The organism is Lysobacter capsici (genome assembly GCF_018732085.1).
Taxonomy (GTDB): domain Bacteria; phylum Pseudomonadota; class Gammaproteobacteria; order Xanthomonadales; family Xanthomonadaceae; genus Lysobacter; species Lysobacter capsici_A.
In genome coordinates this window covers 5,103,156-5,124,041 of the sequence record NZ_CP076103.1, presented here as the reverse complement: position 1 = coordinate 5,124,041, position 20,886 = coordinate 5,103,156, and the positions used below count along the sequence as shown (strand labels likewise).

Genomic DNA, 20,886 nt, shown 5'->3' with positions numbered 1-20,886 from the left:
TCACTGCAGGTCGTGCAGCAGTTTTCGGGTATGGCCCGCCATATCCAGATCAATCACGCAATGATCTCCTTCGCGCGAGTACACCGTGCCGTGACTGATCCATTTGGGCGACTCGCCGTTCTGCAGAGGAATCAGCATCGGGCAACCTTTGATCGTGACCACGCGTAGCCGTCTTTCAGGACGTTCGGTGGATGCCGGCTGCAACAGCAGCCAGTCGCCCGATCGCCGCCAGGTGCCGTGCGTGATCATGTCGTTGGGACAAATGTCGCACCACGACCGATGAACATAGCGGCCCGAATCAAGCAAGCGCAGGTCTCCGCCGGCCAACATCCCGACCGACCAGTTTTGTCCCGGCTGCATGTAGGGGCTGGCGTGCAGGACGAAAACCGGGGCGGCGATGAAAACCGCCAGAATCAAGGCCAATGCGGAGAACGTGATCGCCTTGGGTGCGAACATCGGCCTGCTCCTGAGTGATCCGGGTCATTGGGGCCGTGCGGGTATTGGATGGAACGATAGCGCATCGGCCGTGGTTGCCGCTATCGGCGCGACCGGTGCCGCCCCGTGGTCCAAGCGCGCCAACCATTCGAGCCACGGCGCCGCCGTCTGCGCCGTGACACCTTGCGTAAACCAATAACGTGCGGGACCCGCCGCTTCGATGAAACATGCACGCGCTTGCGCCAGAACGATAAGTACGCGATCAACCGGGGCGCAGTACACGATCAACGAAACACCGAGCATTGGGCAACTCGCGGCCTGGGCCGGCGTCCTCGTCAATTCACCTGGCAGTCGAACCTCAGCGTCGCGCTCTGCCCCGCGCCGAGCGTGCCGAGCGCGATGCCCGCAGTCAGGTCGGCGACGGTGAAGCCGCCGGGCGGAACGCCGTCGCCGCTGATCGTTACCGCATTGCCGGGCGGACAGGTCAGCCCGGCGACGGGCGTATCGCGCACGACCGAACCGATGGCTTCGCCGGGCCCGCGATTGGTCACGACCAGGGTGTAGGTGGTGGAGGCGCCGGATGCCACGGTGTCGTTGGCCTGATCGGCGGGACCGGCGCCGAACGTGTTGGTCTTGGTGATCGACAGATCCACCAGCACCGGGGTGTTGGTGTAGGTGCAGGTGGTCGGCGCGGCACTGGCGGTGATCGTCAGCGTCCGGCCGGTCGCGCCGCTCGCCAACGGGCTGCCGCCGGCGCAGTCCAGCGTGGTGGTGTAGCTGGCGGCCGTCGCGCCGCCCGCGAAGGTTTCCGCCGGTAGCGTCAGCACGTCGCCCGCGAATACGGTCACGGCCGCGCCGGTGGTGTTGGTCGGGGCGGTCGCGCTGAAGGTCGGGTTGGTGGTGGCGCCGGTCGCGGTCGCGCTGGCGGTATGGCCATTGGGGCTATTGGCGCCCCAGGCTTTGGCCAGGCTGATCGGCTGCGACCGGCGGGTGTTGGTGTAGGTGCATACCGCCGCGTTGCCGCTGGTGATGGTCAGTGTGTTGGCGGCCTGCCCGTTGGTCGAGGACAGCGTATGGCCGCCGGTGCAGGCCAGTGCGGTGGTGTAGTTGCCCAGAACCGGTCCGGCTTCCGCGGGCAGATTGACGACATCGCCGATGCGCACGCTTACCGGCGCGCCGCTGTTGGCCGCGGTCGGCGCGGTGGCGGCGAACGACGCGGTGTTGTTGTTGCCGCCGGTGGTGGCGCCGATCGTGACCGTATCGCCGGACTTGCTGTTGCCGGCCCAGGCCTTCGCCAGTTGCAGCGTGGCCAGGCGCGTATTGGTGTAGGTGCACACGATGTTGGTATCGGTTGCGGCGATCGCGATGCCGTCGTTGGGATTGGTATCCGCCGCTCCGGTGCAGGCGAGGGCGGGGGCGTAGCTGCCGGCGTTGGCGACGGCCAGGGTCTCGGCCAGGACGATGGTCTCGCCCGCGAATACGTTGACCGGCGTGGGATCGGTTTCGAGTTCGCCCGCGGCGTCGGCATTGCTGTTGAGCGTGTCGATCACGCTGCCGGCGCGCGAGGCGGTGATCGCGGCGCTGTCGCCGATGGTCGCGCCGGTCCATTGCTTGCGCAGGGTCAGGGTCTGCGAGGTCAAGGTGACCGGGTAGTCCTCGACTTCGCCGCTGATCGCCAGTCCGACCGGAGTGGCCACGTCGGCGGCGGCCGAGGCGATGCGAAAGCGCGCATAGCTGGCGCCCGGGCTCAGCCCGGCGACCGCCGGCATCGTCCAGCTCACGGCGGCGGTGGCGCCGTTGCAGGTGGCCGAGGCGGATGTTTCGCCGGCGTCGGTGAAATCGCCGTCGCGGTTGAAATCGATGAAGCCGCGCACGAACGCGCCGTTGCCGGCGCAGGGCACGGACAGGTTGTGGCTGGCGCCCGGCGACAGCGCGATGTTCGCCAGCGCGGCGAAGGCGTCTTCGTCGTCGGTGGGGGTGGGGGTGGCGAAATTGTTGTCGTCGCCGTTCGCCGCGGCGCCGGCCACGCTGACGTTCTCGATGTCGACGCGCGCGCCCAGCCGCACCGCCGGCTGGTTCAGCGTCGCCAGGGTCATGGTGGTGTAGGTGGTGTTGCCGTTGGGCAGATTGCCGCCGTTCCAGGTGAAGTTGGGCAAGTGTTGAGGCTCGCCGTAACTCAGCGGCGCGTCGCTGCGGTCGGCGACGAACACCATGACGCCCAGGGCCATGGCCGAGCGCCCGCCGCCGCGCAGGGTCAGGGTCGCGCTGGTGGCGCCTTCCATGAAGGCGACGGCCATCGGACCGGCCGTGCATAGCGGGGTGCTGCCGTTGAGGGTCAGCGTCGCGCCGGTGATGTTGGCAGTGGCGTTGGTCGTGCAGCCGGGCGTGCGAAAACGGTCGATGATGCGCCAGCTGGTCGCGGTCGGTGCATTGGCGGAAATCGATTCGTTCTGGCCAGCGCCGCCGGTCAGGGACTGCTCGCCATCGGCGACCACCAGTCCCTCGAGCGGGAACGGATTGCCGCCCAGCGTGGCCCCGCACGCGAACGTGGCCGTGGCCGTTGCGTTCTGGCCGAAATTCAGCAGGCCGTTGTACAAGGTATTGGCCGTGCCGACGCCGCCGATGTTGTACAGATCGTCGAGTCCGTCGCCCTGCCACAAACCGGAGCGGTAGGTGCGGAACTCGTTGTTGTCCACCCCCGACAGCGTGCAGGTCACCACCAGCGACTGCCCCGCCACGGCATAGGTCTGCTGGCTGGTGATGGTCTGGTTGGCGGTGCCGTTGCCGATTTCCGCGCAGCTGTCCTGGTCGGTGGGGCAGGTGCCGTTTCCCCAGCGAAACCAGATGATGTTGTTGCGATAGGTGCCCGAGCCCTGGGTCGCGAACTGCGCCTGCGCGGGCGGCGGCAACGCCAGCCACAGCAGCGCCAGCGCCACAGCCCACGGCCGCAACCCGGTCGAACGCAGCACACGACGGACTGCGTTTCGTCGCGACCGACGGGTCGTTGCGGCGGTGGTGCTGGTCATCTGTCCTCCAAGACTGCTGCTTCGCCATGGGCGATCGAAAGTGAGTGCCCCGGGTTTCGGGGCGGTTGGTTCAAGTCGGGCCGGCTCTCCGACTCATTGCGTGTCCATGCCGAGGCGATGGGCGCCGTATCAATGCACGCCTAGTTCGTGATCCGTTCGTTTACCCGATCGTCCTTGCTGTCGTGCGTGCCGCCGCATCGGCGAACGCTGTATCGCGCTAGCGCCGGGAAAGTCGACGCGCACGGAAACCGCGCGCACGACACGACGTCCATGCGTGGGCAGCGGCATGCAAGGACTTGCTTTCATGCATTTGCGCAGCCCCAGGTGTACGGGCCGCTCTGAGCGAACATCGATCCCCCCGGGCGATGATTGAGCATGCTCATGCTAGCGTCCTCGCCAGCACACTGCATTCCCCAAAATCAGCGCTAAAAAAGTGCCTTAATGCACTTTCAGTGCGAGATCCATCGCTGCACCAACGGCGGCACGGTCTCCACCGCGGTGCCTTGCAGGAAGCGGTAGTGACGCGGCACGTCCTGCACCTCCGGCGAGACGAATACGCGCTCGGCGGACGGCGGCGCGCAATTGACCAAGCCCGCGGCCGGATACACCGTCAGCGAGGTACCGATCGCGAGCACCTTGGCGGCGGTCGCGAAATGCGCTTCGGCTTCGTCCATATGGCGCACGGCTTCGCCGAACCAGACCACGTCCGGGCGCAACTGGCTGCCGCGCTCGCACAGGTCGCCGATCTCGATGGTCGGGCCCTTGAGCGTGTAGATGCGCGGCGGCGTGAGCCCGGTGCTGCGCGACTTGAGTATTTCGCCATGGACGTGCAGCACGTTCGAGGACCCGGCGCGTTCGTGCAGGTCGTCGATGTTCTGGGTGATCACCACGACATCGAAGCGCTCTTCCAGCCGGGCGATGGCTTCGTGCGCGGCGTTCGGGCGCGCGGCCAGCACGCCGCGGCGGCGTTCGTTGTAGAAACGCAGCACGGTGGCCGGATCGCGCTGCCAGCCCTGCGGCGAGGCCACGTCTTCCAGGCGATGCTCGTGCCACAGCCCGCCCATGTCGCGGAAGGTCTTCAGGCCGCTTTCGGCGCTGACGCCGGCACCGGTGAATACGACGATTTTGTCTTTCATGGCGGAAGCTCGATATCGGGAAGCCGGCGGCGCGACAGCGGATCGTTTTCGCCGAAGACGACAGGGGCGATGCTCGTCGCGGCGGCGATCTCGCGCAGCGGCGACGGCAGCGCCCGCAGTCGGATCGGAGCGAGCGGCGCGGCGAGCAATTCGCAGGCGCAACCGCCATTGTCCGCGACGATGTCACTCCAATCGTAGGCGAACAGGCCGCGCTGCGCGCAGCTTATCCAATCGTCGAGGTTGCCGGCGTGCGGAATCGGCCGGGAAGCGCCGCGGGCCGGCAAGGCATCCACGCCGGCGCCGGCTCCTTGCGCAGCGAGCCGCGCCGAGCGCGGAACCGGGCCGGTTCCGGCGCTGGTGAACACGGCGACCGGGCCGATCGCGTCGCAGGCCCGCCATCGTCGGTCGGTGTAGCGATCGTCATCGCCGTGGTTCATGAGCCGGTCGAGCGATTGCGGATTTCAACCATGACGCCATCGGCGGCATCTGTTGAGGGCGGGTTGCGGCGGGCGCGGGTTTGAGCCGTGAAGCCTGCCGATCGCGATCGCGTGGTTATCATCGGCCTGCAAACAACCGGAGAACAGTGGAATGATCGTTCATGCGCTGGTGCTGGGCCTCGGGCTCGCGTCGCTGTCGGCCACCGCGGTGGCGGCCCCGGCGGCGGTGCCGGCAGGCAGCTTCGTGATCACCGACGTCACCGTGATCCCGCTCGATACCGACGAAGTGCTGCGCGATCGCACGGTGCTGATCCGCGACGGCAAGATCGCGCGGATATCGGCGCCGGGCGCGCGCACGCGGGTCGAAGGCGCGCGGGTCGTCGACGGGCGCGGCAAGTTCCTGGTTCCCGGTTTCGTCGACGCACACGTCCACATCGCCACCGAAGGCGCGATCGGCGACAGCAAGGACCCGGCGATCGCCGCGCTCGACCTGGGCCGCGATCATGCCTACGACCGGCAGGTGATGCTGTCGTTCCTCAAGGCCGGCGTCACCGGCGCGGCCAACCTCGGCGGCAGCGCGGGCAGCGACGAGGATCTGCTGTGGCTGCGCGGGCAGATCGACGAAGGCCGCATCGACGGCCCGCGGCTGTATGTCGGCAAGCGCATCAACGGGCCGCGCGCGGCGGTCGCGATCAAGCCCGAATCGGCGGTGCCGGCGTCCAGACCCGAAGCGCCGTATACCGCCGCCGACGGCATCGCCGCGGTGCGCCGCGCGCGCGAGCGCGGCTACGACTTCATCAAGCCGTATCAATTCCTCAATCGCGAGACCTATCGGGCGGTGATCGAGGAATCGCGGCGCCAGGGCTTCATCACCACCGGCCATCTGCCCGAGCTGGGATGCGCGAGCTGCGCCGATCGTGTGTTCGCGTTCGCCCATCCCATGACCAATATCGCCCACAGCGAGGAACTGGCGCGGTTCGCCCGTATCGGCAGCGATCTGTCGCCCAAGGACATCGAGGCGCTGGCCCAGGCCGTCACCGACAGCGGCATGTCGGTGACGCCGACCCTGGTCACGCTGAAGACCATCGTCGAGATGTACGTGCAGCGCACGGTGCCGCCGGTGCCGGGCGATTGGCTCAGGCTGGTGGACCCGGTGACCCGCCAGGACTGGATGCCGCCGGCCAATCGCTACCTGAGCCAGGCGTTCCGCGATCAGGAAGGCGCCGACAGGTTCTCGGCCGGCTACGACTTCGCCCGCGTGTTGACGCGCGAGTTGTACAAGCGCGGCGTGCCGTTGACCGTCGGCACCGACGCGGCCTTGCCCGGGCTCGCGTTTGGCGTGTCGGTGCAGCAGGAAATGATCGAACTGCGCGAGATCGGATTGAGCCCGCTCGACGTGCTGCGCGCGGCTTCAATCAACGCGCATCGCTTGTTCGACCCTGACGCCGGCAGCGGCGCGGTGCGCGAAGGCGAGCGCGCGAACCTGGTCTTGCTCGACGCCGATCCGCTGGCCGATATCCAGAACGTTTCGAAAGTCTCCGGGGTGTTCGCACAGGGGCGGTGGTTGCCGATGGCCGAAATCGATCGCCGTCTGGGCGAGGGGCTGGCGTTCGAGCGCGGCCTGAGCGAGCGGATCGAGCGGATCAAGGGCGCGCCGCACCCGGCGCATTAAACGCGGGTCAGTTGGCGAACGCGCTCAATGCCTGGTGGATATCGCAGGCGTAGACGCGATCGTCGCGGTGCAGGTACACGGTGTCGCCGCGCCCGCGGACGAGTTCGGCCTGCAGCGGTTCGCCGTGCTCGTCGACCAGATCGAACATCGCCACGACCGACGCGCCAGGGCCGTCGTCCAGACGCAGCAGGGTGTAGGTGTGGCGCGCATCGTAGCCGCCGGCGAAGAGCGCATGGCTGCGATACACGGCGAACGCATGCGCGCCGTACACCGGTACGTTCCAGTGGCGAACGATGCGATGGTCGCGCAATTGCACCAGCGGGAAGTCGGTGTAGTAGCAGGTCCACGCTTCGTTGTGGCTGGCGAGATTGAGGGCATAGCAATCGGCGATGACATCCAGCGGCGCTTGAGGCTGGTAGCGATACACCGGCGTGCCTTGGCGGTCGAAGGCGACCAGGCCGGGCCAGGACAAGGGATGGTCGGTGGAGATGCCTTCGTCGAAATAGGCGGTCCAGATTTCGCCACGCGCGGTCGTCTGCACGTGCTCGATGGCATCGCCCAGCGCGATTTCGCGCAGCAATCGGCCGCTGCGCGAGTAGACGCGGCCATTGAGATCGCTGTCGCCGCCGTGCCGGGTGGAACGCGCGCACACCAGCAGCAAGTCCTCACCCAGCGGTTGCAGGGCGTGGACGTTGTACGGTTCGTTGTCGATGGACAGGTCCAGCAGCTGCGCGCCATCGAGCCAGGCCTGCGCGCGGTAGTGCTGCGGCGTGGCGGGGCGGACCTTGGCGAAACTCGCGCCCTTGTCCTCGCGCCGATAATCCAGCGGCTTGAGCGCATGCAGCAGATACACCGCGCGGTCGGGGCCGATATCGAAGGCGACCAGCTTGCCCTCGCCCGGTTCGAGAGTGAGGATCGGCCACAGTTGCAGGGTCTTCATGACGGGCTTGCGCTCGATTCCATGCTGAGCCGGGATGGTAGCGTGGTTTTATCGACTACGAAGCGGGCGAAACGCTCGTATACCCAAGTCGAATCAATGACGGTTATCAGCGGCCTGGGTCGGTTTCGACCATCCCCGCGGCATGAGGGTCGAAACCGGGCGGAAAGCGAGTGTGTTGGTCGTACTTCGCGCCCTGAAGTCGGCATCGATGCAATTGCGCACCGCTCAAATCGCTACCCTGCAATTTGGTTGCGCCGCCGAGTGCATCCAGGCCCAGATTCGCATCGCGCAGATTGCAGTCGACCAGAGCCGAACATTTCAAGTTGGCGCCGCGTAGATCGGCATTTTCGAAATTGCAGCCGGACAGATCGCTGTCGCTAAGGATCGCCCAGTACAGACTCGAACGCGCGAAGCTGCGGCCGCGCAGTACGGTAGTGCCCATCGCGATCAGGCCACTGAAGTCGCCGTCTTCGCAATCGATCGAGTCGGCCGGAAGGTAGTACGCGCCCAAGTGGTGTCCATCTTCATCCGTGAAAGCAATGCGTCGCTTGTCGGTCGCCATGCGTGACCTGTCTGTATACGTCGGGACGAAGCTTAGCGCCTGCCGGGTGCCTGTCGATCAACCGCCTCCGTGTTGCGCGCGTTCGGCCAGGCGCGTGCCGGGTGAACGGCGGCGCTCGCGCCGTATCCGCAACCCTTGCCACACCATCAACCCCAGGTACGCCACGAACACGCCGCCGATCAACTGCGCCAGTCGCGGGCGGTCCGGGCCGCTGCCCCAGCCTTTGTCGTACAGGTCGACGCCGGCGCGGGTGGTGAACATGCTCATGAACACTCCGGGAGGGGGCGAACGTGGGGAGCGGTCGCAGCGAGATGACTGGTCGCGCGGTGCCGTCCTGGCGGAATCGCGGGAGCGGGTGGGCGCGGGACATCAGCTGCGGACATCGCGCATGGATGCCGGCGCCATCAGCGAAGCCCACGTAGAACCCGCGCGGCGCAGGACAGCGCGATGCCCGATGAGTGATGCGCGTCGCGTTTGTCGGTGCACGACGGTGCGCATCGCGCGCCGCCGCGCGTGGCTGCGGTCGCCCGCGCGCAGCGATGCGGGTAAGGTGCAATCCCGGGTTTTCGTTTCCTCAGGCGGTCGCAGGCATGAGCTTCACCCGCGATGCTGTATTTCCGATCGCCCCGCCCGGCGCCGAGCCGATCGCGACCGAACGTCTGCTGCTGGTGCCGGCCACGCTCGCGCTGGCCCGCGCCGAGCTCGAAGACCGCGCCGAGTTCGCGGCCTTGCTCAATGCGCATGTTCCCGAAGCATGGCCGCCACAGACCGTGGCCGACGCGCTGCCGCTGTTCGCGCTGTGGCTGCAGGCCGCGCCGAGCTGCGGCGGCTGGTTCAGTTGGTATGCGCTGGCGCGGCAAGAGGACGGCGCGGCATCGGTGCTGGTCGCCAGCGGCGGTTTCGTCGGCCCGCCGCTCGACGGCGAGGTCGCGGTCGGTTACGCGGTATTGCCGCAGTTCGAAGGCCGCGGCTACGCGTCGGAAATGGCCGGCGCGCTGGTCGAGTGGGCGCTCGCGCAGCCGCGGGTGGAGCGGGTGATCGCCGAGACCGAATGGGCCAACCCGGCCTCGGTGCGGGTGCTGAGCAAGTTGGGCTTCGTGCGCAGCGGGACCGCGCGAGCGGCCGAGGGCCTGCGCTTCGAACGCAGCCGCGATGCGGCCGGCTGAGGCGTCGCGTTCGGCGTATTCACGATAGCGCACGCAGGTCGCGCGACCTGGCCGGCATCTGGGCCGATAATCGATCCAATCACCGAACCGCGGGCGATGCCATGAACTATCACGCGTTGCTGATCGATCTCGATGGCGTGCTGCGCCGCTGGCCCGAACGCGACGCGGCGATCGAGGCCGCGCACGACCTGCCGCGCGGCAGCCTGCGCGCGACCGCGTTCGCGCCGGAGCTGTTGGCGCAGGCGGTGACCGGGCGCATCAGCGACGCGCAATGGCGCGAACAGGTCGCGGCGCGTCTGCGCGCATCGCATCCTCACGCCTCGGTGGACGGCGCGGTGCGGCAGTGGTCGCTGTCGTGCGGCGAAGTCGATGCGGCCGTGCTGGCCTTGCTCGAGGCCTGCCGGCCGGGCTTGCGCCGTATCCTGGTCAGCAACGCGACATCGCGCTTGCCGCGCGACCTGGAGGTGCTGGGTCTGTCGCGGCATTTCGATGCGATCGTCAATTCCAGCCAGGTCGGCGCGGCCAAGCCGAGCGCGGCGCTGTTCCAGGTCGCGTTCGATCGTGCCGACGCGGCGCCGCAGCGCCTGCTGTTCGTCGACGACGACGCGTACAACGTGGCCGCGGCGGCGGCGCTCGGGGTCAATGCGCATCATTACCGCGATGTCGCGTCGATGCGGCAATGGCTGGACGAAACCGGCGCGCTGGAGGGATAGGTCGCGCCAGGCGGGTGCCTCGCCCGGGCGGCGCCGCGGGCGCAACGTTCGCGGCCGTCGCGCGGACTGAGCTCGAGTTCGCGGCGGAAATGTCAAAGTGGCGTTGGACGATGAGGCGATGTCGGCTTCGGATCCGCGCATCGGCAGGCCATGGGCGCCGGCGAGCGTGAGTCGGCCGCTCTCGGCGTCCGCGGGCGCGCTACACTATGTCCGTGGCCGCACCGGACCCGCATTCTGCGATCGGTCCCGCCACGCTCCCCTTTCCGATTGTCGCCGCGCGGCCCGAGCCGCGTGGCGTCGACGGCTGGGCGCGGGCCCCTGCACGACCAGGAGAACGACATGAGCACCGATCACCGCCTGCTGATCCGCGCCGCGGCCTTCGCCGCCGAGCGTCACCGCCACCAGCGCCGCCTCGACCAGGCCGCCTCGCCCTACATCAACCACCCCATCGCCCTGGCCGACGTGCTGGCCAACGAAGGCGGCGTCGACGATACCGTCGCGCTGTGCGCGGCCTTGCTGCACGACACGATCGAAGACACCGACACCCGCGCGGACGAACTCGAAGCGATGTTCGGCGCCCGCATCGCCGCGGTCGTGCTGGAGGTCAGCGACGACAAGACCTTGCCCAAGGCCGAACGCAAGCGTCTGCAGATCGAACACGCCGCGCATGCTTCGCGCGAAGCGCAGTTGGTCAAGCTCGCCGACAAGATCTGCAATCTGCGCGATCTGCTCGCCGCGCCGCCGCGGGGTTGGTCGCGCCAGCGCAAGCAGGACTACTTCGACTGGTCGGCGCGGGTGATCGACGGCGTGCGCGGGGTTCACCCAGGGTTGGAGGCGCTGTTCGACTCGGTGTATGCGCGCGCGGTGGAACTGGTCGACCACGAAGCGGCCTGAGCGAGGAAGCCCCGCGCGCATCGTGCCGGCGCCGCGGCCCACGCGGATGTAGTTCGGCCGCGAGCGCTGATCGGATCGCCTGGAGGCTGGCGCACGCAGCGCTCGCGGCTAGACTGAGCGTTCCCCACTGCCCGTGCCCGCCATGTCCGTCATCTCCGCGTCCGCCGACCCGTCTTCGTTGCAACTGTCTCCCATCGTCGCCGGCGCCTGGCGCATGGCCGAGTGGGGGTTCGATGTCGGCCAGCGCCTGCAATGGATCAACGAGGCGCTGGCGCTGGGCATCGACAGTTTCGACCATGCCGATATCTACGGCGATTACCGGGTCGAGTCGTTGTTCGGCGAAGCCCTCGCGGCGCAGCCGGGCTTGCGCGATCGCATCCGCATCGTCAGCAAATGCGGGATCAAGCTGACCTCGGCGCAGCGGCCCGCGCATCGGATCAAGTCGTACCACACTTCCGCCGAGCACGTGCGGACCTCGGTTGAGAACTCGTTGCGCGCGCTGCGCACCGACCGGCTCGATCTGTTGTTGATCCATCGTCCCGATCTGTTGATGGACGCCGATGCCTTGGCGCTGACCTTCGAGCAACTCAAGGCGGCCGGCAAGGTGCTGCATGTGGGCGTATCGAATCACACGCCGTCGCAGCTGCAGTTGTTGAACGCGCGGCATCGGTTGGCCACGCATCAGATCGAACTGTCGCCGCTGCACCTGCCGCCGCTCGACGATGGCACCCTCGATCAATGCCAGTTGCTGGGCATGCGGCCGATGATCTGGTCGCCGCTCGGCGGCGGGCGGTTGTTCGCGGCCGATGACGCGCATGCTTCGCGTGTGCGCGAATGCCTGGCCGCGATCGGCCAGCGCCATGGCGGGGCGTCGGTGGCGACGATGGCTTATGCGTGGCTGTTGCGGCATCCGTCGCGGCCGTGGCCTGTCACCGGCAGTGGGCGTGTGCAGGGGTTGCGCGAGGCGGTGGCGGCGTTGTCGATACGGCTTGGGGCGGAGGAGTGGTATGAGGTTTGGCAGGTGGGGGCGGGGCGGGAGGTGGCTTGAGGGCTGAGGATGGGGAATCGGAACGGTGGCTGCGATTCGCCCGGATCCGGTGCGCGCTCGTTTTTCCGGAGATTTGAGTCCCTCGGACCGTGCTTGAACAGGCCGCTGACCATCTTGGCCGTTCTCATGAGTGAGCCTGTTGATCCTGCCTCCGTCTTCTAGGCTTAGAAACTCTAGAGCCTTTGAGGTTAGAGGCAAGATCAATAGCTTCCGCCCGCAAGCGGGCGGGTTACTTTCTTTTGTCTAAAGCAACAAAAGAAAGGTAACCAAAGAAAAATGCTTTTTTTTGTGAATCAAGTGCCCGCGCGTGCGGTGCTTCCGCGGGCATGCGCCACACGGGACATCCTGTCCCGGTGGCGCACGGCGCACAACCATGTGCGCCGCCCTTCGGGCGTGCTTTTGCTAACGCGAGTTACAGGCTTCGCAGCGCTGGGGGATGAACTTGGCAACGTGGGCTTGGATTGAGATAGCGATCTGGATTCGGCTGCAGCGCTGATCGAGGTGGGGTATTGATGTAGGGCTATGTATCGGCCGGGTTGGGGTGCTCGCCACGCTGGAGCGCGGGGCTAACGTCCGCGGGGCGATGCCGTTACTTGATTTCGACCACCGGCTCGAAGCCGCCGAAGATCATCCGCTTGCCGTCGAACGGCATCGGCGGGGTGTCGGGGTTGGACGGGTCCATGCGGGGGTCTTCCATCATTTTCTTCATGCCGGCGTCGCGGGTGGCCTTGTCGGGCCATTCGATCCAGGAGAACACCACCACTTCGTCGCTGGTGGCCTGCACGGCCTTGCGGAAGTCGGTCAGCTTGCCGTCCGGCACGTCGTCGCCCCAGGCTTCGATGACGCGCAGCGCGCCGAGTTCGATGAAGATCGGATCGAACTGGCGGGCATGGTCGATGAATTTCTGCTTGTTGGCCGCGGGTACGGCGATGACGAAACCGTCGATGTAGGACATGCGAATCTCCTTGTGCGAACAGGGGAACGAATCGGGCAGCGGCGCGCGACGGCGCCGGTGAACTGCCTGCCTCACTGGAACGACGAACCGGCGGCGCGAGGATCGACATCGCAGCCGGAATTATTTTCGTCCGTTCAGGAACGCCGCAGCGTCGCTCGATCCCGGCCGCTGCACCGGCCCGATGCCCCGGCCGCTCGCACCGCGAACTCCCGTCAGGGCTTGAGCATGCAGCGTTGGTAGCGCTGGTTGACGCGATCGGCGAACCAGGCGGTGGTCAGCTTGCGGGTGATCTTGGGGCTTTCCAGGGCGATGCCGGGCACCAGCGCGCGCGGCAGCGGCCCGCGCGTTTCGGCCAGCGCGAACACGCGCGTGTACAGATCGGTGTCGCCGAAGTCGAGCTGGTCGCCGTGGGCGAGTGCGCGCCGGATCGCCGCGTCGTCCAAGTCCAGCCGCGCGCCCAGCGCGCGCACCGCGAGCTCGGTCTGGCCCGGCGTTTTCATCGAAGCGCCGGGCGTCAGCAGGTCGCCGTCGAGCGCCAAAGCGATCCCGGACGCCTTGCTCACGGCGTTCTGGAAGGCCGCGTTGCGGCTGGCGTACCAGCCGGCGTTGTAGTCGGCGAAACGGTGCAGCTTGCGGGTGTAGGGCGTGGCGTAGCCGAGCAGGTGGGCGATGCCGAAATACAGGCCGCCGCGGCGGGTGAACACTTCCTCGCGGATCGAACCGGTCACGCGATACGGATAGTCGCGCGCGTTCGCCTTGGCGAAGTCGATGCTCACCTGCATCGCACCGCCGGTCTGCACCGGGTTCATGCCCGCGAACAGGCGGCTGCCCAGCGGCACGCGGCCGATGATGTCCTCGTAGAGTTCGCTCAGTTCGCGTTCGCTGCGCACCGATTCCAGACGCTGGGCGTAACTGCGTCCATCGGGGGATTTGATCTGCAGCGCGGCGGTCACCATGAACCTGGGCACGTGCTTCGCCGCCGCGCGCCGGTCGATCTCCTCGCGCGCGATCCGCGCCAGCCCGTCCACGGCGGGATCGGCGCGGTAGCCGGACTCCTGCTCGATCACCGCCAGTACCGCGCACAGGTTTTCGCTCGACGGGTCGATCCGCTGCGCGGCGAGCGCGGCCTGGATGTCGGTCGCCCAGCCTTCGCGGTCGGCGGTCGCGGCCGGCATCTTGCGCACGAGTTCCGCGCGCACGTCGGCGGGCTGGCGCCCTTGCTGGCTGGGCTGGCTCGCGCAGCCGGCAACCAGCGCGGCGAACAGCGCGAACATTGCGAAGCGCGGGCGTTGCGAGGTCGGACCGGCAGCGGCGGGCAGAGGTCGGGGCACGGGGTTCGCTGGCCGGGGAGGGAACGGATGCAGGATACGGGCCGCTTCGCGGCGCGGCCAGCGCTGGCGCGAGGGTGTTCAGCCGCGTGCGCGTGGGGAGCGCAGCGGCTCGACGAGCTCGCGTCGGTTACAGCTCGCCGACCGCTTTTTGCACGTCCTCGGGAAAATCCTCCATTCCCATCACCTGGCGAATCTCGATGGTTTCGTTTTCCGAAGCCGGACAACGCCTGGCCCATTCGATCGCTTCCTCGCGCGAGGCGACCTCGAGCATCCAGTAACCGCCGAGCACTTCCTTGGCTTCCGGGAACGGTCCGTCGACGACCCGCGGCGGCTGGCCCTTGGGAAAACTGATCCGCGCGCCCATCGACGGCGGATGCAGGCCGTCGAGCGCGATCAGCACGCCGGCTTGCTGCAGCGAGTGGTTGTAGGCCGTCATCGTCTCGATCTGTTCGGCGCTGGGCAGGGTGCCGGGCGCGGCCGATTCGTAGCCTTGGGGGATCATCAACATCATGAAGCGCATGGACGTGTCTCCGGTGGTGCAGCGGGTGGATAGTCGCGGCCTGCGGTCGGCGCTGGGCCATGCTGCATTGCCGCGTTCTTGCAAGGACGACGAACCGGCCGCGCCCGGATCGACAGGCCCGGCGAGGTTTTTTTCGCGAGCGCAGCCGGTCCGGGCCGCGCAGCTGAATCTGGTCTGTCTCGGTCGCGCGATCGTGCGAGCGGACATGACAATTCGCTGTTTACCATCGCGCCTTCATCGACCGAAGGCGAGGGCGGGCATGAGCGATTCCGGGACGAAGCGCGGGCGCGTGTCGCCGCCGTGGTGGGCGTTGCTGTCGTTGGCGGCCATGCCGGCGCTCGCGGCCCCGCCGGCGACGCCCAGGCCCGACCCGGCGCTGGACGTCTATGCCGCGCCCGCGCAGCGGGTCGACATCGGCAAGGGCCGCCATCTCAATCTGCGTTGCAGCGGTCAGGGCGAACCGACCGTGATCCTGGAAGCGGGGTTCGCCGCCGATTCGCTGGCCTGGGCCAGATCGCAACCGGCGGTGGCCGAACACAACCGCGGTATAATAGACGCCTTACCCGACCGGGCGAGCCCCCCGGCATGGGACCCGAGCGCAGGAACCGCCGGCCCACCCCGCTGGCATGGGGGTCTAGGATCGAGCGGGGGGGCTGCATCGCCTGCATGCCTTGAAAACGATGGGCGGCCCGATATCCGACACGTAAAGACTGATGGCCTGGCCGGGGCATTTAACTCCTACGGGCCAGCCTGGGGTGGGTGCGGGTCGCTTCGATACGCTGTATCCGAAATCGGTGTCGGCGCTGATCCTGATCGACCCGCCGGCGCAGAACGTCGGCGAATTCTCGCCGGCCTACGCCAAGACCGAGGCCGAGATCGGGCCGAAGATGCTGGCGATGTACCGCGCCTGCGAACAAGGCGCGAAGGACGGCAAGCTCGCCGCGCGACTACCGCCCCCCGGCCCGGCATTGCGCAACTGCCCTTGCGCTGCGCGGCGCGAAAAATCCGAGAACTTAACAGCGACGGGCTTTGGAACCGGGCGCGGGCCCATTGTCGCGGGGGGCTGGACCGCGCTCCAGGCCTCCCCGGCCCCCCCGTTTCTGGGAAAAGCTCATATGATCCCCTCCGCCTCGCAGCAACGCGCCGCGCTGTACGCCGGCGCGGTGGCCAAGAGCGAACGCCACGACGGCAAGCCGCTGATCGTGCTCAGCGCCGACCCGTCCCCCTACCCAGGGGCGTTCCACCCCCGCGCCCCGCCCCGGACGATCATCTCAAGGCGCTTTGACCGCGGCGGCGCGAGCAGACCCAACCCTTGGCCCCCCCGCCATGATGGAGCGAAGCTCGCGGCCCCAAACGGGCAAGCGGGTGGTGATCGAGAACAGCAAGCCACCGATGGGTTTTTCCCAACGGAAAACCAGCCCCTGCCCCGCCGGCGGCCGGACCGCGATTCGCGGTTGTTCGAGGCGGAATGCAGATGGCCGCAAAGCGGGGGCAGGGGATTCAGGCCTTCGCGGCCGGGGGGTCGCCCCACCCTTGTAGGCGGATCGAGGCGGTCGCGCTGTTTCGTTTGTTCCGCGGGGCCCCGATTTTCACCCAATTGCTGCCCGGCCGGCCGGGGGGCCCCCCCGCGGCCCCGACCGGTGGGGGGCGCTTTGCGGGGCGTGGCGCGCTGGCGGAAACCCGGCCCGATTTAGTCCCCCCCCCCCGGTTCAAAGCGTGTCCCCCCATTCCAAGGGCCAGGTTAAGGGTGGGGGGACCATGCGGGCCGAAAAGGGGTTTTTTTTGTGGTCCCACCGACCGTGGGAAACACGTGGCGGGGCGTTTTTACCCGCCGAGTACTGTGGCCGGCATCCGGGGGGGGGCCGGCGTGGGGCGTCGGGAAACCCACCCCCCCGGGCATGATGGGTGGGGTGTTTCTTCACTTTTCTTACCTTGGTGGGTTTGGCCGTGGGAGCGCGCCCCCCTGGCACCTGGGTGGATATTCGCGGCGGTTGGTTTGGGCGCTGTTTCCAACGGGCTTTTTTTTACCGTTGGCGCATTGTCGCGATCGTGGTCATAGGCGGCGGGGGATCGGCCGGCCGGCTCGGGGGCCCCCGATTTGCGGCTTTTTTTTTTTGTTTTGGGGGGTCCCCCCCGACCGGCCGTGTTTTTTATTTCCGGATTTACCCAGGCAACCCTGCCCTGCTCGGGGGTTGTGTTGTTTTTAATCAAAGATCCGGCCGTGGATTGCGGGGGCGCTGTTCGCGATGGCGCTGCTGCCGATGGGCCTGCACGTGATCCATCGCCGCCGCGCCGCGCTTGAGGCCGCCCTCGGCCGCGAGCCCGCGCCGCCTTGAGCGACGCCGCGACACTGCGTTGCATCGGCGGGCTTTGTTTGCGCGTTTGCGCTCACACTTCCTTATCGCACCGGGCGGGAACATCTGCGGCTTCGCCGCGGCGGAATCCTCCGCCGGCCCGGCTCATCGAACAGCAATCGCTACTGGAGAGAACATGGAACTTGGCATGGTCGGTCTCGGCCGCATGGGCGCCAACATGGCCGAACGCCTGGTCCGCGGCGGGCACACCGTCGGCGGTTTCGATCCCGGTCCGGCCGCGCGCGAGCAGGCCGCCACGCGCGGCATCGCGCCGGCGACCTCGCTGGCCGAACTGGTCGCCGCGTTGCCCGCGCCGCGCGCGGTGTGGCTGATGGTGCCGGCCGGGCAGGTCGTCGACGCGACCCTCGCCGAACTGCTGCCGCTGCTGTCGCCCGGCGATACCGTGATCGACGGCGGCAATTCGAACTACAAGGACACGATGCGGCGCGCGGCCGAACTGGCCGGGCACGGCCTGCACTATGTCGATTCGGGCACCAGCGGCGGCGTGTGGGGCCTCAAGGAAGGCTACAGCCTGATGATCGGCGGCGATGAGGCCGCGGTCGAACGGCTGCGGCCGATCTTCGAAACCCTTGCGCCCGCCGCCGATCGCGGCTGGGGCCGGGTCGGTCCGAGCGGCGCCGGCCATTTCACCAAGATGGTCCACAACGGCATCGAGTACGGATTGATGCAGGCCTACGCCGAAGGCTTCGCGATCATGGGCCACAAGGCCGATTTCGGCCTGGACCTGCACCAGATCGCGGAAATCTGGCGCCACGGCAGCGTGGTGCGTTCGTGGCTGCTGGACCTGAGCTCGGACGCGCTGGGCAAGAACCCGAGCCTGGACGGCATCGCGCCCTACGTCGAAGACTCCGGCGAAGGCCGCTGGACCGTGGCCGAGGCGATCGACCTCAACGTCTCGGCACCGGTGATCACCGCCTCGTTGCTCGAGCGCCTGCGTTCGCGCGACAAGGATTCGTTCGCCGACAAGCTGCTGGCGGCGATGCGCAACGAATTCGGCGGGCATGCGATCCGCAAGGAATGACGGGGTAGTCGCGAGGGCTTTGTCGCGGGCGCTTACGCAACAGCAGGCGCTTGCGACAACGCGCGGCTTCGAGGTCCATGTGGGAGGGCCTTCAGGCCCGACGCGCTTGTTTCAGCGCCCACGTTGAGCGGGGTGTGGGATCGCCAGGCTCTGATCGAAAAGCATCGGGCCTTCAGGCCCTCCCACAGAAGACCTCGGACCCCGCTTGGTCTACGGGTCGCGCCGGTCTTCTCCGGGCTGCCGCATCCACTCGCACGGCTTCACCCAGCCAGGCAACAGCGCCGCGATCGCCGATTGCGCGACCTATGACCTAAGACCTTGGTCGATCTGCGAAGCGGCGCAAGCCACTTTCACGCGCGCGGTCACGGCCGCTCAGGTACGCGCGCAGCCGGGCGCGCTAGCCTGGGTTGCGTTCGTTGCCCGGCATGCGCGGCAACGCGACGCACTCCTTCGCCGCCACACCGGATCGGGTTTTCATTCGCTCATCGTCGAAACGCCGCGCGCGCAGCGCGTCGGCGGACGCCGGGCTGTGCGGCGCCGTCCCGCTTCGTTCCCCACTTCGGAGACGTCCCATGACCACCGTCACCTCCCCCACGCGCCGGCCGCCCTTGCGGCGCTGTATGCAACTGCTCGCCCTGGTCGCCGCGACCGCGGCCGGCGCGGCGATCGCCGCGCCGAACTACCCGTTCGGCAGTCATCGCCAGGCGTATGTGAGCGGCACCTTGAGCCCGAGCGTCGGCCGTGCTTCGGCCGACCAATCCACCGCGTCGTTCTACGGCACCTGGAAACAGCGCTATCTCAAACCGGCGTGCAGGTCCGGCGAGTACCGGATCAAGGCCGACACCGGCGACGCCTACACGGTCTCCGAAGGCCAGGGCTACGGCATGCTGATCACGGTGATGATGGCCGGCAACGATCCGCAGGCGCAGACCTACTTCGACGGACTGCATCGCTACAACCGCGGCCATCCCAGCAACAACGACGCCGATCTGCTGGCCTGGGCGCAGGACGTCAACTGCAACAACGTGGTCGGCGCCGATTCGGCCACCGACGGCGATCTCGACATCGCCTATGCGCTGCTGCTGGCCGACGCGCAATGGGGCTCGGGCGGCGCGATCAACTACGCCAGCGAGGCGCGCAAGGTGATCGCGGCGATCCGTCGCAGCAACGTGCATCCGACCAGCAAGCTGGTGAACCTGGGCGACTGGGTCGACAGCAGTTCGCCGAGCTACTACAACTCCACCCGCAGTTCGGACTGGATGCTCGGCCATTTCCGCGCGTTCGGCGCCAAGCTCGGCGACAGCTACTGGACCGGCGTGCTCGACGCCCACCAGAACCTGATCACCCGCATGCAGAGCAGCTACGCGCCCAATACCGGCCTGCTGCCCGACTTCATCGTCAACACCAACACCACCGCCAAGCCGGCGCCGGCGGGCTTCCTGGAAGGCGACCACGACGGCCACTATTCCTGGAACGCGGGCCGGGTGCCGTGGCGGATCGGCATCGACGCGGCGGTCAGCGGCGACACCCGCTCGCGCGCGGCCGCGCGCAAGCTCAGCCAATGGATCCGGGTCAAGGCGGGCAACAATCCCAACAACGTCAAGGCCGGCTACAAGCTCGACGGCACGGTGATCGACAACTACAACGAAGTGTTCTTCACCGCGCCGTTCGCCGTCGCGGCGACCGTCGATCCCGACGCGCAGGCCTGGCTCGACAAGCTGTGGACCTACATGGCCAGCGGCGCGCCCGGCGATTACTACGGCGACAGCGTCAAGCTGCTGTCGATGCTGGCGGTGTCCAACAACTGGATCAAGCCCTGAGTCCGGCCGCGGGCGGCGCTCCGGCGCCGCCCGCATCGGCGCGGTCGAGCCTGGGCGCTGGCCGGTTCTGCGCGTTTGTGCTGCGGTGCGTCACGAAGCAAGCGAATTTTGCAAAACTTTCGTATCGAGTTAGGTCAAAAGTCTATGGAGTGTGTCTCGGGTCTCCATTAGGATCGAATCGCCGGCACGGTTGGGGCCGTCGGCGTCAGTGGATCCAAGGAGTGCCGCGAGGCGCCGGCCGGCGTCTCGCCTGCGGCCGTGCGGCCGCGACCAACGAGGCAAACGGACATGCGCGCCATCCTATTGGGATTGATGTTGTTCATCGCAATCGCACCCGCGGTCGGCCAGACCCTGCCGGGCGAACCCTTCGACGTCCAGACCGTGCTGGACGAACAAAAGCAGATCGACCGCGACATCGACGCCGGCAACGGGACGTACGCGCGACTGGACGAGATTTCGATGCAGGAACTGCGCGAGCGTCAGCGCAAGCTGGTCGGGCTGCTCGAAGGCCACCAGTACGAGGATCTCGACGAAACCCAGCGCAGCCGCGCGCGCACCCACATGATCTTCATCAAATACCTCGGCAAGACCGACGACGATCAACTGGTCTGCGTGCGCAAGCGCGCCACCGGCAGCAACCGGGTCGAGCGCATATGCAAGCTGGTGGCGCAACAGCGCGACGAAACCAAGAACAGCAAGGACCAGGCCATGCAGATGCTGCAGAACCGCACGATCGCCCCGTGCGGCCCAGGCTGCTGAGGGCGTCGCGTCGCCATGGCGCGGCGGGCCGTTCCGCCGCCGCGTCCATCTTCACCGTGTTCAACCCACGAAGGAC

Annotated in this window: 18 protein-coding genes; 8 read left to right on the top strand and 10 right to left on the bottom strand. The window is 67.6% G+C overall.

All coding sequences use genetic code 11. The annotated features are described in order from the left end of the window. From KME82_RS21360 to KME82_RS21345, 4 genes are all read right to left on the bottom strand, one after another. Positions 1-456: a hypothetical protein gene (locus KME82_RS21360; RefSeq protein WP_215495786.1), complete on the bottom strand. Its 456-nt coding sequence runs from the start codon at positions 454-456 to the stop codon at positions 1-3. A gap of 314 nt (positions 457-770) precedes the next feature. Further along, a complete protein-coding gene (locus KME82_RS21355; RefSeq protein ID WP_215495785.1) occupies positions 771-3,461 on the bottom strand; it encodes a CshA/CshB family fibrillar adhesin-related protein in 2,691 nt (896 codons plus the stop codon). A 449-nt stretch (positions 3,462-3,910) separates the two neighbouring features. Further along, positions 3,911-4,597 carry a Sir2 family NAD-dependent protein deacetylase gene (locus KME82_RS21350; protein WP_215495784.1) on the bottom strand — a complete coding sequence of 229 codons (687 nt, stop codon included), beginning with the start codon at positions 4,595-4,597 and terminating at the stop codon, positions 3,911-3,913. Continuing rightward, on the bottom strand, positions 4,594-4,962 hold the full coding sequence (locus tag KME82_RS21345) for a hypothetical protein (RefSeq protein ID WP_215495783.1): 369 nt from the start codon (positions 4,960-4,962) through the stop codon (positions 4,594-4,596). The genes KME82_RS21350 and KME82_RS21345 overlap by 4 nt, the downstream gene beginning before the upstream one ends. Before the next feature lie 223 nt (positions 4,963-5,185). Here KME82_RS21345 and KME82_RS21340 point away from each other — a divergent pair, with 223 nt between their 5' ends. Continuing rightward, positions 5,186-6,706 (top strand): amidohydrolase family protein, encoded by a 1,521-nt coding sequence (locus KME82_RS21340; protein ID WP_215495782.1) that lies wholly within the window; start codon positions 5,186-5,188, stop codon positions 6,704-6,706. A gap of 7 nt (positions 6,707-6,713) precedes the next feature. On the opposite strand, the gene KME82_RS21335 is transcribed toward KME82_RS21340, so the two are convergent. The 3 genes from KME82_RS21335 to KME82_RS21325 all read right to left on the bottom strand — a co-directional run bounded on the left by KME82_RS21335 (position 6,714) and on the right by KME82_RS21325 (position 8,475). Next, positions 6,714-7,646: a hypothetical protein gene (locus tag KME82_RS21335; RefSeq protein WP_215495781.1), complete on the bottom strand. Its 933-nt coding sequence runs from the start codon at positions 7,644-7,646 to the stop codon at positions 6,714-6,716. A gap of 106 nt (positions 7,647-7,752) precedes the next feature. Beyond that, a complete protein-coding gene (locus KME82_RS21330) occupies positions 7,753-8,208 on the bottom strand; it encodes a pentapeptide repeat-containing protein (RefSeq protein ID WP_215495780.1) in 456 nt (151 codons plus the stop codon). Between the two features lie 57 nt (positions 8,209-8,265). After that, positions 8,266-8,475: a hypothetical protein gene (locus KME82_RS21325; RefSeq protein WP_215495779.1), complete on the bottom strand. Its 210-nt coding sequence runs from the start codon at positions 8,473-8,475 to the stop codon at positions 8,266-8,268. Positions 8,476-8,798: 323 nt separating this feature from the next. Here KME82_RS21325 and KME82_RS21320 point away from each other — a divergent pair, with 323 nt between their 5' ends. The 4 genes from KME82_RS21320 (at position 8,799) to KME82_RS21305 (ending at position 12,029) form a co-directional block, all read left to right on the top strand. Beyond that, positions 8,799-9,374: a GNAT family N-acetyltransferase gene (locus tag KME82_RS21320; protein WP_215495778.1), complete on the top strand. Its 576-nt coding sequence runs from the start codon at positions 8,799-8,801 to the stop codon at positions 9,372-9,374. A 101-nt stretch (positions 9,375-9,475) separates the two neighbouring features. Continuing rightward, a complete protein-coding gene (locus tag KME82_RS21315) occupies positions 9,476-10,087 on the top strand; it encodes an HAD-IA family hydrolase (protein ID WP_215495777.1) in 612 nt (203 codons plus the stop codon). 339 nt (positions 10,088-10,426) lie between these two features. Further along, positions 10,427-10,981 carry an HD domain-containing protein gene (locus KME82_RS21310; protein WP_215495776.1) on the top strand — a complete coding sequence of 185 codons (555 nt, stop codon included), beginning with the start codon at positions 10,427-10,429 and terminating at the stop codon, positions 10,979-10,981. Between the two features lie 142 nt (positions 10,982-11,123). Continuing rightward, a complete protein-coding gene (locus tag KME82_RS21305; RefSeq protein ID WP_215495775.1) occupies positions 11,124-12,029 on the top strand; it encodes an aldo/keto reductase in 906 nt (301 codons plus the stop codon). Positions 12,030-12,618: 589 nt separating this feature from the next. Here KME82_RS21305 and KME82_RS21300 read toward each other — a convergent pair. From KME82_RS21300 to KME82_RS21290, 3 genes are all read right to left on the bottom strand, one after another. Further along, positions 12,619-12,984: a DUF1428 domain-containing protein gene (locus tag KME82_RS21300; protein ID WP_215495774.1), complete on the bottom strand. Its 366-nt coding sequence runs from the start codon at positions 12,982-12,984 to the stop codon at positions 12,619-12,621. Positions 12,985-13,196: 212 nt separating this feature from the next. After that, complete coding sequence (locus KME82_RS21295; RefSeq protein WP_215495773.1) at positions 13,197-14,258, bottom strand: DUF1615 domain-containing protein; 1,062 nt, start codon at positions 14,256-14,258, stop codon at positions 13,197-13,199. Between the two features lie 184 nt (positions 14,259-14,442). Next, complete coding sequence (locus KME82_RS21290) at positions 14,443-14,835, bottom strand: YciI family protein (RefSeq protein ID WP_215495772.1); 393 nt, start codon at positions 14,833-14,835, stop codon at positions 14,443-14,445. A 2,490-nt stretch (positions 14,836-17,325) separates the two neighbouring features. Here KME82_RS21290 and gnd point away from each other — a divergent pair. The 3 genes from gnd (at position 17,326) to KME82_RS21275 (ending at position 20,810) form a co-directional block, all read left to right on the top strand. Beyond that, positions 17,326-18,231: a phosphogluconate dehydrogenase (NAD(+)-dependent, decarboxylating) gene (gene gnd, locus KME82_RS21285; RefSeq protein ID WP_215495771.1), complete on the top strand. Its 906-nt coding sequence runs from the start codon at positions 17,326-17,328 to the stop codon at positions 18,229-18,231. Between the two features lie 572 nt (positions 18,232-18,803). Beyond that, entirely contained in the window at positions 18,804-20,051 is a 1,248-nt protein-coding gene (locus KME82_RS21280; protein ID WP_215495770.1) for a glycosyl hydrolase family 8, read from the top strand. 288 nt (positions 20,052-20,339) lie between these two features. Then, positions 20,340-20,810: a hypothetical protein gene (locus KME82_RS21275; RefSeq protein ID WP_215495769.1), complete on the top strand. Its 471-nt coding sequence runs from the start codon at positions 20,340-20,342 to the stop codon at positions 20,808-20,810. Positions 20,811-20,886 lie beyond the last annotated feature (76 nt).

Bases quoted from the DNA above. Each gene is read 5' to 3' on its own strand.
- KME82_RS21320 (WP_215495778.1), top strand. From the start codon at position 8,799: ATGAGCTTCACCCGCGATGCTGTATTTCCGATCGCCCCGCCCGGCGCC.
- KME82_RS21275 (WP_215495769.1), top strand. From the start codon at position 20,340: ATGCGCGCCATCCTATTGGGATTGATGTTGTTCATCGCAATCGCACCC.
- gnd (WP_215495771.1), top strand. From the start codon at position 17,326: ATGGAACTTGGCATGGTCGGTCTCGGCCGCATGGGCGCCAACATGGCC.
- KME82_RS21305 (WP_215495775.1), top strand. From the start codon at position 11,124: ATGTCCGTCATCTCCGCGTCCGCCGACCCGTCTTCGTTGCAACTGTCT.
- KME82_RS21335 (WP_215495781.1), bottom strand. From the start codon at position 7,646: ATGAAGACCCTGCAACTGTGGCCGATCCTCACTCTCGAACCGGGCGAG.
- KME82_RS21310 (WP_215495776.1), top strand. From the start codon at position 10,427: ATGAGCACCGATCACCGCCTGCTGATCCGCGCCGCGGCCTTCGCCGCC.
- KME82_RS21325 (WP_215495779.1), bottom strand. From the start codon at position 8,475: ATGAGCATGTTCACCACCCGCGCCGGCGTCGACCTGTACGACAAAGGC.
- KME82_RS21340 (WP_215495782.1), top strand. From the start codon at position 5,186: ATGATCGTTCATGCGCTGGTGCTGGGCCTCGGGCTCGCGTCGCTGTCG.
- KME82_RS21315 (WP_215495777.1), top strand. From the start codon at position 9,476: ATGAACTATCACGCGTTGCTGATCGATCTCGATGGCGTGCTGCGCCGC.
- KME82_RS21280 (WP_215495770.1), top strand. From the start codon at position 18,804: ATGACCACCGTCACCTCCCCCACGCGCCGGCCGCCCTTGCGGCGCTGT.
- KME82_RS21350 (WP_215495784.1), bottom strand. From the start codon at position 4,597: ATGAAAGACAAAATCGTCGTATTCACCGGTGCCGGCGTCAGCGCCGAA.
- KME82_RS21295 (WP_215495773.1), bottom strand. From the start codon at position 14,258: ATGTTCGCGCTGTTCGCCGCGCTGGTTGCCGGCTGCGCGAGCCAGCCC.
- KME82_RS21300 (WP_215495774.1), bottom strand. From the start codon at position 12,984: ATGTCCTACATCGACGGTTTCGTCATCGCCGTACCCGCGGCCAACAAG.
- KME82_RS21360 (WP_215495786.1), bottom strand. From the start codon at position 456: ATGTTCGCACCCAAGGCGATCACGTTCTCCGCATTGGCCTTGATTCTG.
- KME82_RS21330 (WP_215495780.1), bottom strand. From the start codon at position 8,208: ATGGCGACCGACAAGCGACGCATTGCTTTCACGGATGAAGATGGACAC.
- KME82_RS21290 (WP_215495772.1), bottom strand. From the start codon at position 14,835: ATGCGCTTCATGATGTTGATGATCCCCCAAGGCTACGAATCGGCCGCG.
- KME82_RS21355 (WP_215495785.1), bottom strand. From the start codon at position 3,461: ATGACCAGCACCACCGCCGCAACGACCCGTCGGTCGCGACGAAACGCA.